The organism is Legionella pneumophila subsp. pneumophila str. Philadelphia 1 (assembly GCF_000008485.1).
GTDB classification, from domain to species: Bacteria; Pseudomonadota; Gammaproteobacteria; order Legionellales; family Legionellaceae; genus Legionella; species Legionella pneumophila.
Genome location: NC_002942.5, coordinates 3,245,096 through 3,258,559 on the forward strand (window position 1 = coordinate 3,245,096; position 13,464 = coordinate 3,258,559).

Consider the following 13,464-nt stretch of genomic DNA (forward strand, 5'->3'; position numbering starts at 1 on the left):
TGCGACCGTAAGGAGCAGACGATAATTTAATATACAGAAAGAGTATTTTCAGCCAAATCAACGCTCATCACACACAGTAAAATAACCATGTCGATAGGGGTTGGAGCGTCCTCTGAATTCGTAATCACGGCAACGTTGCCCGCGATCATCGACATAGCGCTCTTTCAAGCGAAAAGCATAATCTCCAAAGTTCATATCCTGTTGCCATTCCTGAGCGTCTCTTTGTTTTTGCTCAGCATCCATTTTATTCAGAAATTTACTCAATTTACTCGTAAAGCCTGCGCTACAAACAACAGTCAGCAATACAAACACTATAATTTTTTTCACAGCAATGAGCCTCAAATAAACAATTGAGGCAATATTAAACCATAGTTGGCAATAAAAATCCAATGCTGATAATAATTAAACGGCGATAGGCGCTTTAATTGCGGGATGTGATTGATAATTCAAAAATTCAAAATCCTCATAAGCATAGTCAAATAAAGAAGCCGGTTTTCTCTTAATAGCTAAGGAGGGCAATGGCAAAGGTTCTCTTGTTAATTGGATTTGCGCTTGCTCCAAATGATTAAGATACAAATGACAATCTCCCCCGGTCCATATAAATTCAGCCACATCCAAATTACATTGCTGAGCAACCATATGAGTAAGCAACGAATAAGAAGCGATATTGAAAGGAACTCCTAAAAATACATCGGCTGAGCGTTGATATAATTGACAGGATAGCTTGTTGTTTGCAACATAAAACTGAAACAAGGCATGACAAGGCATTAAAGCCATTTTATCCAATTCACCCACATTCCAGGCGCTTACAATCAAGCGACGAGAGTCAGGGTTGCTCTTTATTTGTTGCACTACTTCACTTAATTGATCAATGGTGCGTCCATCAGCAGTTGGCCAACTTCTCCATTGCTTCCCATAGACAGGCCCTAAATCACCATTATTATCTGCCCATTCATCCCAAATAGTTACCCCGTTTTCCTTAAGATAAGAAATATTGGTATCACCACGCAAGAACCACAGTAATTCATGAACAATACTTCTCGTATGCAGTTTTTTAGTGGTAACAAGCGGGAATCCCTGGGCCAAATCAAAACGCATTTGATACCCAAATACAGATAATGTTCCAGTGCCCGTTCTATCGGATTTTTCTACCCCATGTTGTAAAATATGCTCCAACAATTGCAAATATGTTTTCATCGCTTAGCCCACCATAACCAAATTCCAATTAATAACATAGGGATGGATAAAACCTGCCCCATTGTCAGCCAGCCAAATGCCACAAAACCCAATTGCGAATCAGGTTGCCTAAAGCTTTCAGCAATTAACCTGCAAATCGCGTATCCCATTAAAAATAAAGCGCTCACTCTCCCTTGTTGTCTCGGCTTTGATGCGTAACACCAAATCAAAATAAATAAAGCGACCCCTTCCAAACCAAATTCATACAATTGAGAGGGGTGTCTTGGTTGATCATCAACATGAGGATATATCATACCCCACGGAACATCAGTGACACGCCCCCATAATTCCCCATTAATGAAATTTCCCAGGCGACCTGCCGCTAAACCTAAAGGAACTAGAGGGGCGACAAAGTCTCCAACCTCCAAGAAAGTTTTTCCGTATTTACGGCAAAAGAGCCAGGCGGCAATTACCACTCCAAGCAAACCACCATGGAAAGACATCCCTCCTTCCCATATTTTAAATAATACCCAGGGGTGGTGGATAAACTCCTGAAAGTCATAAAACAACATGTAACCTACTCGTCCCCCAAGAATAACACCAAGGGCACTATAAAAGATCAAATCACTTAACTGGTCGTTATTCCAGTTCAATTTATAATGTTTGATGCGCCAATAACCCAGTAGCCAGGCGCCAACAAAACCGATTAAATACATCAAACCATACCAATGAACTTTTAATGGCCCTAAAGAAAAAGCAATTGGATTAATATTTGGATAGGTGAGCATGGTTATTCAAATTCCTTTCACAAAAACATATGAATTCCGGTGGTAATTAAAATCACGATAAATCCATATCTTAAATAATTTACGGGTAAAAGATAATTTAATTTCGCCCCAAATGGTGCAATCAAACTACTTGGAATTGCTACCCCTAAAACTGCTGGCCAATATATATACCCTGTGGAATACGATATTTTTGCCATGTCTAATGTGCCAGTAATCATAAACATAATTGTACCCACTAGGCCAACTGCAAAAGTGCCCAAATTGGATACTGCGGCAATCTTTCTGACTGGAACTCCACAATAGGTCAGATAAGGGATAATGATGACTCCTCCTCCAACCCCTAATAAACCAGATATCGAACCTATTGAACTACTGACTAAATTATTAAGCCAATATCCCGGAAATTTATCAGTGTGGCTCACTCGGACATCAAGAAGCATTTTCATAGCTACGCCAAGCAAGAACAGTCCAAATATTATTTTCAATAAATGGGTTGGAATAAAAGAAGCCATTATGGAACCTAAAATAGTACCAAGAACCAAACCAGGACATAACTTCTTAAAAAGGGGTAAGAGTATCTCATCCATTTTATTATGTGCTTTTAAGGATGCATAAGAAGTAAAAATCATCACCGCCAGTGAACAACCTGCAGCGACATGCATAAGGATATCTTCTGGAATCACCTGCGAGTGTTGAAAAATATAGACGAGTCCTGGTACCACAATAAGCCCGCCACCAACGCCCAGAGCGCCCGCCATTATTCCTGCAAAAGCACCAATAATGATGTAAATCACTCCATTAATCAGTAACTCACCGGATATCATGACTTTCCTGCTCTGATTAATCCCCCTAATCCTTCCTCTTCTAGAGCCTTTTGCAAATGAAATCGTATTTCAGCAGGATGTTCAAATTCCAAAACTTCTGCCAGAATTTTACGGGCATTCGCGATAGCAAAATTGCGAATAACCCATTTCACCCTGGGTAAACTGGCGGAATTCATGCTTAAGGTGTCAAAACCCATAGCAATTAACAAAATCACCGCTAAAGGATCGCTGGCCATTTCGCCACAAATACTCACCTCAACACCAGCCGCATGCCCTCCTTCGACTATTTTTAGCAATGTACGCAACATGGCTGGATGCAAGGGATCATAAAGTGCGGCAACTCGGGCGTTATTTCTATCCACAGCCAATAAATATTGGGTAAGATCGTTACTACCCACCGAAATAAAATCTACTCGTTTCGCCATTTCTCTTGCCAGATAAGCAGCGGCAGGCACTTCAATCATCACACCAATTTTGGGTTTTACTATTTCGCACCCCTCTTCCACCAGCTCTTCAAATGCCTGTTCAATCAAATAAACGGCTTCCTCTACTTCGCTAAGTGTTGTGACCATAGGCAACATGATACGTAAATTATCCAGTTCCTCACTGGCACGCATCATGGCACGAACCTGAATCAGGAAGACATCTGGATGATCAAGAGTTATCCTTATTCCACGCCATCCTAAATAAGGGTTTTCCTCTTCAACTGGAAAATAAGGTAGAATTTTGTCTCCACCAATATCCAGGGTACGCATAGTCACCAAACGTGGAGCAAAGGCCTTGAGAGTCTGTCTGTAAATAATGGTCTGCTCATCTTCTGAAGGGAATCGATCTCGACTCATAAATGGTACTTCTGAACGGTATAAACCAACTCCTTCAGCGCCAACACTCATTGATAAACCGGCATCCATTGCCAAGCCGGTATTGACTTGCAAAGAGACTCTGTAGTTATCAGTAGTTTCAGCTGGTTTATCACGCAAGCTTACCAGGCTTTGGTTTAATTCCTGTTCTTCTTGAGCTAATTGCTTAAATTCCGCTAATAATGATTTGGAAGGAGAGATATAAACATGCCCATAATAGCCATCAACAATCAAAGCCCGACGCGATACCAACTCTACTTTTAATCCTCTCAACCCCATCACAGTAGGTACACCGAGAGCTCTCGCTAAAATAGCAACATGGGAGTTATTGGAGCCTTTAGCTGAAACGACACCAGCCAATTGCCCTTCTGGAACTTCTGCCAGAGCGGCAGCAGTAATTTCTTCTCCTATTAAAATGGTTCTCTTCGGATAAACAATTTCTTCTCTTTGGGTACGTTGTAATTCCGCCAAAACTCTTCGGCCCAAATCACGGAAATCGCTGGCTCGTTCGCGCAGATAATCATCGCCCATGCTTTCAAATTGCTGCACGTGTTTCTTGATCACTGTAGCCAGGGCAGCTTGAGCGCTGATTTTCTCTTCACGAATCACATGCTCTACTTCAGCACCCAAGCTATCCCTATCCAAAATTCTTAAATACACATCGAATAAAGCATGCTCTTCCTCAGCAACAGTTTCTTTCATGCGTTTACTTAAACGCCTGATATCATCTCTTGTCGTTTCCAAAGCTTCATAAAACGCATTGATTTCATCTTCCAATTCTTCAACCGGATTACGAGGGACAGCATCAATATCCGCAGGTGGGTACACAACCACGGCAGTACCAATTCCTATACCAGGAACACTGCCTATTCCAGTCAGTGCAGTATAAGTCGCTTCTACCTTGTCGACGCCTATACCCTTTTTAGGTTGTGTTAACTCGGCCAATTCACCTGTTGCCTCTGCATGAGCAATAATCCCGCCTAATTGAGCCGCCAAGGTAATAAGAAATGATTCTTCAGCATCATCAAAATAACGTTGTTCAAGCTGTTGTACAACTAAAACACCGTATAATTTTCTATGTTGAATAATAGGGACGCCTAAAAAAGCGTTCAGGTGATCTTCGCCGATTAATGGATTATGATAAAAATCCGGATGAGAGGGAGCATTTTCTATATTGATAGGTTCCTCTCTTCGTCCTATCAACCCGATAAGACCGCAATCAAGAGCAATTCTGACTCTAAACTCTGCCTGCTTGTTCAAACCTTCCGTGGCTATCAATACGTATTCAGCATTTTTATTATCAATAAGATAAACGGAAACAGCCTCTGCATTAATGGCTGTATTAATACGTTGCACCAAAATGCCAAGTGCTTCTTTCAAATCACTGGCAGCGGTAACATCTTGTACTATCCGTTTAAGTATTTTAAGCATCTAAGCTCTTTGATTACCTCTTTTACGTTTTAAGCCATAAGGGGTACGGCGTTCTTTTTTTAACAAAGGTTCTAATTCTTTTAACGCTTGAATATAAACCTGCCTCTTAAAGAAAATAACTTGTTGCTCAGGCTCATGAAAATCCACCCACCGCCAGCTATCGAATTCGGGAGAATCACTCAAATCCAATCTGACTTTTTGCTCGCTTGTTACAAGCTTTAACAAATACCATTTTTGTTTCTGGCCAATCACCAAAGGCTCACTGCCATGACGCAAATATTGCTTCGGAAGTCGATACTTTAGCCAACGCCTGGTCGAACCCAATATTTCAACATCACCTTTATCTAACCCCACTTCTTCATGCAATTCACGATACATTGCTTGCATGGCTGTCTCGCCTGGTGCCAATCCACCTTGCGGGAATTGCCAAGCGTCATGCCCGCTTCGTCTCCCCCAAAAAACTCTATCGGAATCGTTGACGAGTATAATACCTACATTCAAGCGATATCCGGCACGATCGATAACCATGATGTCACTGCTTAGAATAAACCGTTAATAACTTGATTTTTCCACAAAGTACAAGAGCTTACAATTAAATCTGTAAATATTATTTGGACTAATTTATTCCCTGTTTTCATATTGCATTTTTTGATTTATTATAGAACAAAAATTACTCATCATAATGACTCTCAATACCTTGGAGACAGATAACTTTAATGTTTTTAACGAGGGAGTTTCTATAAACTAAATGACCGAATTAAACACTTTTTTACCAAAGAGATTGGGGCTTTTCGCAAGTCTTGAAATTAGTTGTTATTGGTATAGCCAAGTTTTCGCTATACTTATCGAAAGAATAATAAATCATTGATTATAAATCCGCATGAAAAAACGAGTTTTAATTATCAATACTGGCGGCACAATCAGTAGCATAAAAACATCGCATGGTTATGAGCCTTCACCGGGATTCATTCAAAAAGCGTTGGCAGACATTCCTGCTCTAAAACATCAAGACATGCCTGACTACGTTATCAAAGAATATCAGCCGCTACTTGATTCCTCTAATATGACCGTCACGGAATGGAACAGGATTGCCAGAGATATTGCTCACGAATACGAACAGTTTGACGGATTTGTTGTATTACATGGCACTGATACCATGGCTTACACTGCTTCCGCTTTGTCATTTATGTTGGAGTATTTGGGAAAACCCGTCATAGTCACTGGTTCACAGATTCCTTTATCCGAGATTCGTAACGATGCGACAGATAATCTAATTACTTCCTTATGGCTTTGTGCTCATCAACCTATCCATGAAGTATGCATCTACTTTAATCAACATTTGTTTCGAGGCAATCGCACCCAAAAAATCAGTGCCCAACGCTTCAATGCTTTTGATTCACCCAACTACCCACCCTTGGCATCGATTGGTATCGATATCGAGTTACATCAACACCGTTTATTGCCACACCCCAAAGCACCGTTCCATCTACAAACCATTACTCCTCACTTTATCGCAAACTTCCGCCTGTTCCCAGGCTTTGCCTCTGACGTTCTTGAATACATTTTAAATCAACCTTTACGAGGTTTAATCCTTGAAACCTATGGGGCAGGTAATGCCCAGAACAATGATCCAAGATTTTTAAGTTTGCTTAAGGAGGCTTGCGGCAGGGGGGTTATTATTATTAATTGCACCCAATGCCACCAGGGGAAAGTGGAAATGAATCAATACGCAACAGGACATACTTTAAAAGAAGCAGGCTTGATTAGCGGCCATGATATGACACCTGAGGCGGCTCATTGCAAATTGCTGTATTTATTAAGCAAGAATCTGGAAATCCCTGAAATCAAAAAACTGATTGAAACCAATTTGTGTGGTGAACTGCAGATTTAAGAACGAGGGATCTCCTTGCTCCAACAGAAAGTATCTTTTGGAGACCTCTCGTATGCATTCGAGGCAGAGAAATCAAAATACACCCATTGAAAGTAAATTACAATGTATGAGTATTTTCAGATGAATGTTCTTCATCCTCCTCGTCTGTTGCCTCTGTTTTTTTTACATCGGATGGTTTGGTCTCTTCTTGCTTTACCACTGTTTGTTTTACTGTCGGTCTTTCAAACTGGCTTTCAGTCATTCCCTGAATGGTGCGAACCGCCGTATTAAATTCAACGCCAAACCGCCCTTCTCCTGAGCTAAACCAATCCGATGGTGTAACTACTGAAACACCCCAAAAGCTTAAACCAGGAAGAGAAAAACCTTTATCTTTCTTGATAGCGTTTTGATTGTCCTGAGCGAGATCTTGCAACACTTGCAACGCTCTTTTTCTTTGTTCTTCCAAATTGTGGCTTGGATTAATTCGCTCGCTTAGTGCCTGCAGCCTTACTGCCAATTGCACTTCTTTTTTGGTGCGGATTTCGTAATCTATCCCTGTTCTAGGGCTAAAAATTTCATCTCCCAGATAGATAGCAGCATGGTAATAGACAATATTTTCAGGTGTTTCTGTATAAGCTTTATTTAACAAGTCAAAATCAAATTTCTTTAGTTTGCCAAGAAAATCGTTGGAATGATTTTTCAAATTATTGAGACAGGTTACAGATTCCCCTTTATCTCTCGGCTCACCATAGGATTCTCTTATGGATTGAATTTGTATTCTGGCAGTATCTATCAATGCATTGATTGACAGCAAATCTGCTTCGTCATTACCTGAATCTTTAAAAAGAACGATACTTTCTTCGAGTTTATCAATGACATTCTTTTGATCGATTGATAATTTGGTATTATACCCAATGGTTTCTGACTTCCATTTCAAATTGGCGGATAACTCACTCAATTTTTCCTTCATTAATTTCTTTAAAACCTTTAGAAATATATTCATTGCTCTACTCCTTTAACTGCAACTTATTTATCATATAGCTCTTTACATCATTCATAACATTGGGGCAGACTGTTTAAATCAGCACCGATTATGATATTTAACTTAGGAAAACACAAATCTCATGAATTTACAAATTATTATTTTAGCTGCAGGGCAAGGTAAAAGAATGTATTCGGACACGCCCAAAGTTCTTCACCACCTAGCTGGCAAACCGCTGTTAACCCACGTCGTGGAAACCGCTCAGCAACTAAATCCCAATGCAATTCATGTCATTTATGGTCATGGTGGTGAACAAATTAAAAGTTCACTCCCCAACTTACCTGTTCATTGGGTGCATCAGGCAGAGCAACTAGGGACTGGCCATGCTGTTTTGCAAGCCATGCCCCATATCCCTGACGATGCATACGTTCTGGTTTTATCTGCCGATGTTCCCCTGATACAAGTGGAAACTCTTCAATCATTAATTGAATGCAGCCAACGTCAAAATCCAGATCATTCTGTTTTAGCACTCCTGGTTGCAGAACTGGAAAATCCAAGCGGTCTTGGGCGTATTATCAGAAACAACCAAGGTGAAATTTATAGCATTGTAGAAGAAAAGGATGCAAATGAGCAAGTAAAGAATATAAAAGAAATTTATTCCGGGGTGTGTTGTACTTTGGCAAATAATCTGAAGAAATGGTTGCCTCAACTAAGTAATAGTAACGCACAAGGCGAATATTATTTAACTGAAATTATCTCATTGGCTGTACAAAATAAAACACCCATTACGTCATTAACCGCCAAGAACAGCTTTGAGGTACAGGGCATTAATAATCGCCAACAACTTCAGCAACTCGAACGCATCTGGCAGCAAAGAGCAGCCAATCAACTCATGGAAAAAGGCGCGACCCTGGCTGATGCCAACCGCTTTGATTTGAGAGGAGAATTATATTGTGGCAAAGACGTCTATATCGACATTAACTGCATTTTTACAGGCAAGGTAGTTTTAGGTAATGGCTGTAAAATTGGCCCAAACTGCAGTCTGACTAATGTGACATTAGGCGATGGGTGCGAAGTTTACGCTAATAGCGTACTGGAAGGCTGCCACATTGCAAACGACTGCCACATCGGTCCTTTTGCCCGCTTGCGCTCAGGGACGCAATTAGCTTCCCATTGTAAAATCGGCAATTTTGTTGAAACTAAAAAAGCGATTTTTGATGAAGGCACGAAAGCCAGTCATCTCAGTTACTTAGGGGACGTCCTGTTAGGAAAAAATGTAAACGTTGGCGCTGGAACCATTACTTGTAATTACGATGGGGTTAATAAGCATCAAACAATTATCGAAGATGGTGTTTTTATTGGGTCAGATACTCAATTAATTGCTCCAGTTACCGTGGGCGCTAACGCAACAATAGGAGCAGGGAGCACCATACGCCGGAATGTGCCGCCCGATGAGTTAACATTAACCGAATCACGACAAAAAACCATCTACGGCTGGAAAAGGCCGGTAAAAAGAGAGAGGGATTAAATAAAAGAGGACAGAAATGCCTTCTGCTGTCATCATTCTTCTGATTATTCTTATTGCAATTGCTTTACGGCAGGTTGTCAGAGTTATCATTCCAATTTGGGCAATTATGGCAACAGGAGCCATTGCTGTTTTGCTCTGCCAACAGATAACACCATCACGCGCTTTCGCTGCCGTTGAGCCGGATGTCATGCTTTATTTGTTCGGTGTTTTTTTCATTTCACAAGCCGCAGAGGAAAGTGGCTACCTCGCTTTTCTGACCGATCAAATTTTTTATTATGCAAATAATGGAAAACAAACGTTAATGTTGATTGTTTTTATTCTGGGTTTAAGCTCCGCGGTGTTAATGAATGATACCATTGCCATTATAGGTACACCTATCATTTTACAACTGTGTCAATCACATAAAAATTTAATTAAACCCTTGCTGTTGGCGTTGGCATTTTCAATTACCATTGGAAGCACCATGAGTCCTATAGGCAATCCACAAAATTTATTGATTGCTATTAAGGGAGAGATGGCTTCGCCATTTTTTGAGTTTTTCAAACACTTGGCTGTACCTACTTTGTTAAATCTGGGTATAGTTTATTTTTTTATTCTTTTTTTATACAGAAATGAATTAAAAGAACCTATTAAAAAACCAGTCCTACCTTTGATAAATGACCGTAGCAATCTTACTTTAGTTAAAATGAGCTTGCTCATGATGTTAGTTCTGACTATGATCAAAATCTTGACGGATTTCCTGCATTATTCAGAATTTCAGCTGAATTTTAGTTATATTGCACTCTTGTCGTCTGTACCAATTTGGTTTAGCAAGCATCGATGGAATTATATAAAAAGACTGGATTGGGGAACTTTAGTTTTTTTTGCGAGCACCTTTATTTTAATGCAAAGCGTATGGGATAGCGGCTTTTTCCAAACCGGAATGAGTGATTCTCATATTGATGTCAACCACATCGTAGTGATTTTTATAATGAGTATCGCCCTGAGCCAATTGATCTCTAATGTCCCATTAGTAACAATATATTTGCCTTTATTGATGAGTCATAATCATTCCAATATAACCCTGCTGAGCCTGGCTGCGGGAAGTACTATTGCCGGTAATCTCTCTATCCTGGGGGCAGCAAGTAACATTATTATTATTCAAAATAGTGAAAAACGTGGTATCAGGGGTTTTGGGTTTCTGGAGTTTATACTTGTGGGAGCCCCACTTACCTTACTTAATCTATTAGTGTATATCTCATTCCTTCAAAAAATATAAGAGAATGAACCATTAAATTTGTTTATTTAATTCCTCTCTGTTTGCACAACTAATGAATAATTTCTTTCTAAAATCTTGCACATCCATAAAATGACCGGGAGAGCAATTAACGCTGTCAATAGTTTGTATTGCCAAACACTCACCGCTAAATTAATAATTTGTTCGTAAGGATAAATACCACCATAAAGCAAACTGTAGTCAACCAGGCATAATAACGAGTTGACTGATATATTAGCGATTAATATTCGCAAGGATCGGTTAATTTTCCATTTTGAATACTTTAAATAGTGCAATAGCATTGCATTACCAAGAAAAGTGACAAACAATGACAACGATGCAGCTGATAACCTGCGTGGCATGATGTAATGATAAAAAGGATTCAAATTAAAAAAAGGAGGAGAAGGTAGTGCAACACTCCCCATCAATAACATATCAAAAATAAATTGTGCCGCAAGAAGAGCCAATGCTAATTTCAAGTTGGCCTGGTAACCCCACAATTCGCCAACTATAGAACTGATAATGATAGTAATTGGAAAGAAAATACAGCTGGCCGATAAAACCAAGTCTTTATTGATTGCTATGATTCGATACTCACAGGCCAAACACACCAACATCACGGTCACAGCGAAGCAAATCAAATATTGATAAATTGGAAAAAGCGTTAGTTCTGTGGTTTCAATTAATGCTTTGCCCTTATGTTGTTTGTCGTTCAATAAAAATGTTAAATAAACTACGCCAATAATTAGGAGCAAAAGAGACGAGATCATGAATGAATCGATGAAAATTTGCTTGAAACTGTGAGCATGTGGAGCAGAAAATAATAGATAAAAATCCAGGCAAAAAAAACTTACTCCCCCCAGCAAAGCTAATAACACGCATTGCTTTGGAGTTGATAAAACCCTGTCATTTTTAGTGCAAAACAATAAATGAGGCAAATAGAAACTGAGTGCAAAAGCAATAGTTGTAGCAAAAAATTTCTTGGGTATTTCTTCAAAAATTACTTGATAGGCTGGATTATCATGCATGTATTCAGCAGCAGGTAAATTGACGAGCACATAAACCCCAATACAAAACATATATAAAGTCATCAAACAAATATTAAGTAAATGGCGTTGCTCTTTGAAGGTACAATTTCTCAATGCGAATAAAAATAACGCTGCAATAAGGGGACAAATCAAGCTGTTTATTGCAAATACAAGCCCCCCGAGTAGAATAATTTTAAAAGAAACGTTAATTAATAATATCAGGCAAGTTATCATACTCACTGCGATGAATAGAAACCCGGGGGATTGTTGGGGTGATAACGATTGATTCATACGACAAGAGCTTCCATAGTATATAACAACTCATTCTGCCTTATTGATAGAGACTGACTATAGGGGGTTAATTCTTTATGATTTACATGGAAGTATTAACAACATCCCTATAAGCTTCAAATAATAATTGCCCTTTATTAAGCTAATCAGGTCGCAAATATAGCATTATAGCCCTTTGCATAGCAAGATAAACGAGAGTCGTCAACTGTCGACTTAAACGATGACTAAATGATAAGTTAATAAGAAAATAAATAAACTGAGATAACTTCATGAATACTCATAAAACAAAGGCTTCAGCAAAAGCGGGACTCTTACCGGGGACTGCCGTATATATAGGCGAACACCCACCGCAACCAACTCAAGTAACGATACATATTTATGACAAAAAAAATTATAAGCGTTTAGATTCCTTCGATACCCGACAAGTGAAAGAGGCCTATGAAGCTGGACATAATATTTGGATAGATATTTCAGGTCTTGCAGACATCGAGAAAATTACTAAAATTTGCTCAGAATACAACATACACCCCTTGGTTATCGAGGATTTGCTTAATACCAGACAAAGACCCAAACTGGATATTGTAGACGATTATATTTTTGTTGTTTTTAAATTATTACAATCCCCTCCCGATCACTTATCTTACAATACAGAACAGTTCTGTTTAATCATCAAGCAAAAACTTTTACTCACATTCAGAGAATCTGAAAAATATAATTTATCTTCCATTTATCAACGCCTTAATGGAGAGCACTCGTTAACCAGAGAATATGGAAGTGATTATTTGACCTATCTGATCATGGACTATATTGTTGATGATTATTTCAACTTTGTCGAAACTTCAGCCCAACTGCTTGAAACCTTGGAAGATCAATTAATTAATAAACCAGAAACGATTAGGTTACAAGCGTTATACACCATCAAAAGAAGAACCATTACCCTCAGAAAAATCATTCCTCCTTTGAGAGATATTGTCCATTTGTTGCTTACAGACGATGGGGGGTTAATCAATAAAAAGTATAATCTTTACTTCCGGGACTTATATGATCATTGCATTCGCCTGGTAGAATCGATCGATTTGCATAGAGAAATGTCGGCAAGTATGCTAGACATATACCTGTCTACTATAAATAATCGCATGAATGAATCCATGAAAATTCTGACCTTGTTTGCCAGTATTTTTATTCCTTTAAGTTTTATTGCCGGGGTTTATGGAATGAATTTTAAATTTATGCCTGAGCTGGATTGGCGATACGGTTACCCTATGATTCTGGTTACCATGGTACTTCTGGCAATACTCATGCTGTATTTTTTTAAACGAAAAAAATTATTTTAAGTGGCGGAAAGCGCCCCATTTACAACCTGCATAATATCATCGATAGAACTGGGTAGGGTCTTTACCGGGCAACACACTTCTGTTGCCCTCTTGTCAG

Annotated in this window: 12 protein-coding genes; 4 read left to right on the forward strand and 8 right to left on the reverse strand. The window is 39.2% G+C overall.

All coding sequences use genetic code 11. From position 1 onward, the window contains the following. Window positions 1-57 precede the first annotated feature (57 nt). The 6 genes from LPG_RS14465 to LPG_RS14490 all read right to left on the reverse strand — a co-directional run bounded on the left by LPG_RS14465 (window position 58) and on the right by LPG_RS14490 (window position 5,607). Window positions 58-327 (reverse strand): hypothetical protein, encoded by a 270-nt coding sequence (locus tag LPG_RS14465; protein ID WP_016357044.1) that lies wholly within the window; start codon window positions 325-327, stop codon window positions 58-60. A 75-nt stretch (window positions 328-402) separates the two neighbouring features. Further along, on the reverse strand, window positions 403-1,197 hold the full coding sequence (thyA, locus tag LPG_RS14470) for a thymidylate synthase (protein WP_010948554.1): 795 nt from the start codon (window positions 1,195-1,197) through the stop codon (window positions 403-405). After that, window positions 1,194-1,964 carry a prolipoprotein diacylglyceryl transferase gene (lgt, locus tag LPG_RS14475; protein WP_010948555.1) on the reverse strand — a complete coding sequence of 257 codons (771 nt, stop codon included), beginning with the start codon at window positions 1,962-1,964 and terminating at the stop codon, window positions 1,194-1,196. Before lgt ends, thyA begins: the two co-directional genes overlap by 4 nt. Window positions 1,965-1,981: 17 nt before the next feature. Continuing rightward, window positions 1,982-2,788, reverse strand: a complete 807-nt coding sequence (locus LPG_RS14480; protein ID WP_010948556.1) for a sulfite exporter TauE/SafE family protein — start codon at window positions 2,786-2,788, stop codon at window positions 1,982-1,984. Further along, window positions 2,785-5,079, reverse strand: coding sequence for a phosphoenolpyruvate--protein phosphotransferase (gene ptsP / locus LPG_RS14485; protein ID WP_010948557.1), 2,295 nt, complete (start codon window positions 5,077-5,079; stop codon window positions 2,785-2,787). Before ptsP ends, LPG_RS14480 begins: the two co-directional genes overlap by 4 nt. Continuing rightward, entirely contained in the window at window positions 5,080-5,607 is a 528-nt protein-coding gene (locus tag LPG_RS14490) for an RNA pyrophosphohydrolase (protein ID WP_010948558.1), read from the reverse strand. Window positions 5,608-5,959: 352 nt separating this feature from the next. Between LPG_RS14490 and ansA the strand changes: the two genes are divergently transcribed. Continuing rightward, a complete protein-coding gene (gene ansA, locus LPG_RS14495) occupies window positions 5,960-6,970 on the forward strand; it encodes an asparaginase (protein WP_010948559.1) in 1,011 nt (336 codons plus the stop codon). 97 nt (window positions 6,971-7,067) lie between these two features. Here ansA and LPG_RS14500 read toward each other — a convergent pair whose 3' ends face one another. Then, on the reverse strand, window positions 7,068-7,952 hold the full coding sequence (locus tag LPG_RS14500; protein WP_010948560.1) for a lpg2874 family Dot/Icm T4SS effector: 885 nt from the start codon (window positions 7,950-7,952) through the stop codon (window positions 7,068-7,070). Window positions 7,953-8,073: 121 nt separating this feature from the next. On the opposite strand from LPG_RS14500, the gene glmU reads away from it, so the two are divergent. Next, on the forward strand, window positions 8,074-9,459 hold the full coding sequence (gene glmU / locus LPG_RS14505) for a bifunctional UDP-N-acetylglucosamine diphosphorylase/glucosamine-1-phosphate N-acetyltransferase GlmU (protein ID WP_010948561.1): 1,386 nt from the start codon (window positions 8,074-8,076) through the stop codon (window positions 9,457-9,459). A gap of 16 nt (window positions 9,460-9,475) precedes the next feature. Further along, complete coding sequence (locus LPG_RS14510; RefSeq protein ID WP_010948562.1) at window positions 9,476-10,717, forward strand: anion transporter; 1,242 nt, start codon at window positions 9,476-9,478, stop codon at window positions 10,715-10,717. Between the two features lie 26 nt (window positions 10,718-10,743). Here the strand turns inward: LPG_RS14510 and LPG_RS14515 are convergent, their stop codons facing one another. Next, window positions 10,744-12,033, reverse strand: coding sequence for a VUT family protein (locus LPG_RS14515; RefSeq protein WP_010948563.1), 1,290 nt, complete (start codon window positions 12,031-12,033; stop codon window positions 10,744-10,746). A 269-nt stretch (window positions 12,034-12,302) separates the two neighbouring features. On the opposite strand from LPG_RS14515, the gene corA reads away from it, so the two are divergent. Beyond that, window positions 12,303-13,367 carry a magnesium/cobalt transporter CorA gene (corA, locus tag LPG_RS14520; protein ID WP_010948564.1) on the forward strand — a complete coding sequence of 355 codons (1,065 nt, stop codon included), beginning with the start codon at window positions 12,303-12,305 and terminating at the stop codon, window positions 13,365-13,367. The last annotated feature ends 97 nt before the right edge of the window (window positions 13,368-13,464 follow it).

What these genes read in the sequence shown, in the direction of transcription:
- thyA (WP_010948554.1), bottom strand. Translation starts at nt 1,197, where the DNA reads ATGAAAACATATTTGCAATTGTTGGAGCATATTTTACAACATGGGGTA.
- lgt (WP_010948555.1), bottom strand. Translation starts at nt 1,964, where the DNA reads ATGCTCACCTATCCAAATATTAATCCAATTGCTTTTTCTTTAGGGCCA.
- LPG_RS14480 (WP_010948556.1), bottom strand. Translation starts at nt 2,788, where the DNA reads ATGATATCCGGTGAGTTACTGATTAATGGAGTGATTTACATCATTATT.
- ptsP (WP_010948557.1), bottom strand. Translation starts at nt 5,079, where the DNA reads ATGCTTAAAATACTTAAACGGATAGTACAAGATGTTACCGCTGCCAGT.
- LPG_RS14490 (WP_010948558.1), bottom strand. Translation starts at nt 5,607, where the DNA reads ATGGTTATCGATCGTGCCGGATATCGCTTGAATGTAGGTATTATACTC.
- ansA (WP_010948559.1), top strand. Translation starts at nt 5,960, where the DNA reads ATGAAAAAACGAGTTTTAATTATCAATACTGGCGGCACAATCAGTAGC.
- LPG_RS14500 (WP_010948560.1), bottom strand. Translation starts at nt 7,952, where the DNA reads ATGAATATATTTCTAAAGGTTTTAAAGAAATTAATGAAGGAAAAATTG.
- glmU (WP_010948561.1), top strand. Translation starts at nt 8,074, where the DNA reads ATGAATTTACAAATTATTATTTTAGCTGCAGGGCAAGGTAAAAGAATG.
- LPG_RS14510 (WP_010948562.1), top strand. Translation starts at nt 9,476, where the DNA reads ATGCCTTCTGCTGTCATCATTCTTCTGATTATTCTTATTGCAATTGCT.
- LPG_RS14515 (WP_010948563.1), bottom strand. Translation starts at nt 12,033, where the DNA reads ATGAATCAATCGTTATCACCCCAACAATCCCCCGGGTTTCTATTCATC.
- corA (WP_010948564.1), top strand. Translation starts at nt 12,303, where the DNA reads ATGAATACTCATAAAACAAAGGCTTCAGCAAAAGCGGGACTCTTACCG.